Below are 1,886 nucleotides of genomic sequence, written 5' to 3' on the forward strand. Positions count from 1 at the left end.
CCCCGGGCCCCCGGGCCCCCGGGTCCGCACGAGTACATGAATGTCACAGAAGTCCCCGAAAAAAAACAGAATAGAAAGCGCGATCGAGAAAATTCCAACAGTTACCGACTGGACGGTATGGCTTTGGTTGCACTACGGGCACAGCACTGGATCGTGGACCGCCGCACCCCAACAATGCAGAGCGAGCCGCCCTTCCCGCCCCTACAGGTGGAGGTTCGTGATGCCCCTGAGCACCAGGCCCCGGGAGGTCGCCGTGACGACCCGGGACCACCGGGTCGACCGGAACGATCGACGCGAGGCCACGCGTCCACCCGACCGCGCGCAGACGCTCCTGGTACTGCGCCGCTCCGCCCGGCTGCTGCTGCACCGCCTGCCCCACCTCACCGACCGGGTGGTGGCACTGCTCCGCGAACAGGAGCCCTCCTACCGGGGCCCCGGAGTGGACACCGAGGCCCTGTGGCAGGAGGTGCACCGCTCCCTGCGCCACAACGTCGGCTGCCTGATCGACCCCCGGGGCATGCGCGAATCCGCCCGGCACTGCTCGCGTCGCATCGGTTCGGACCGGGCGCGCCAGGGACTGCCGCTGGACGCGCTCCAGCACGCCTTCCGGCTCGGTGGCGGCGTGGTCTGGGAGGAACTCCTGGACACCGCGGCCAGGCAGGACCCCGAGTCCATGCGCCTGCTGGTGCACGTCGCCGGCGACGTGTGGAACTTCGTGGACGAGCACTGTTCGCTCGCCGCCGAGGCCTATCGCAGGGCGGAGCGTGAGATGGCCTGGCGGCGGGAGAACCGCATCCGTCTCATGACCGAGGCCCTGCTGCACGGCACGGTCCGGGTCGCCGATCTGCCCGACGTGGTCGAGGCGCTCGGCCTCTCCGAGGACGGCCGCTACGCGGTGGTCGCCATCGGCGGCCCCGGACGCGCCGCGCTGCGCACCGGACCCGCCGGTGACCGGCTGGTCTGGAACCCCGGCGACCCCGTGGACCTGGCCATCGCCCCGCTGGAGGAGGAACCCGGCGAACCGCGTGAGGGGGAGCGCGGCCTGGAACGGCTCGCCCGCGACCTGACGCCGGGCCCGGGCCTGCCACCGGTGAGGATCGGCGTCAGCCCCCCGGTCAGAGGGCTGGTCGGCCTCGGGGAGGCGAGGTCGTTGGCGGAGAAGGCACTCCAGGCGTGCCCGGCCGACGGGGAGGTCGCCCTGCTGGGCGACCACCTCGCCGCCGCCCTGCTGGTCTCCTCGCCGGACCTGGGAGCGGTCCTGACCGAACGCGTCCTGGGGCCGCTGCGCCGGCTCGACCCCGGCGATCGGGAGATCCTGCTGGACACCCTCGCGACCTGGCTGGAGTGCGACGCCTCCGCCCAGCGCACCGGCGAACGCCTCTCCTGCCACCGCAACACGGTCCTGAACCGACTGCGGCGGTACGAGAAGCTCACCGGTCGCTCCTTGGGCAGTCCCGGCGAGACGGCCGAGCTCTCGCTGGCGCTCACCGCCCGCCGGGTCCTGGAGGGGGGCCGACCGGTGATCTGAGGTCGGGGTCGGCCCCGGGCGCGGTGCCGGGGCCGTCCGGGTGGTCCGGACGCGGCGCCGTGCCCGGCAGGCCGTTCGCCCCCCCGCGGCGTCCGGGTGAAGGTGCCTAGGCTGGGGAAAGGAGAACCTTCGGACACCCGATTCCCACCGCGGTTCCGTTCGGGCCCGGCGGCCCACCGGCACGACGGCCGGCGCGGGGCGGGCGTCCCGAACCCCGCCGACCCGGCGCGGACGGCCGGCGCCCCGGCCGCGCCGGCGACGTGCGACCACCGACCGCAGGGAGCACGCGATGAACCCCGACACCCCCACTCCCCGGGCCGCGCAGGAGCCCCGGCCGCCGGGCACACCCCCGGAGCCC

General features: G+C 74.1%; 1 protein-coding gene. It reads left to right on the top strand.

Going from position 1 to position 1,886, the window contains the following annotated elements:
• Positions 1 to 220: 220 nt before the first annotated feature.
• Positions 221 to 1,528 carry a PucR family transcriptional regulator gene (locus tag FNQ90_RS21520; protein WP_182607872.1) on the top strand — a complete coding sequence of 436 codons (1,308 nt, stop codon included), beginning with the start codon at positions 221 to 223 and terminating at the stop codon, positions 1,526 to 1,528.
• The last annotated feature ends 358 nt before the right edge of the window (positions 1,529 to 1,886 follow it).

Origin of the sequence: Streptomyces alkaliphilus (assembly GCF_014141535.1) — a bacterium.
GTDB classification, from domain to species: Bacteria; Actinomycetota; Actinomycetes; order Streptomycetales; family Streptomycetaceae; genus Streptomyces; species Streptomyces alkaliphilus.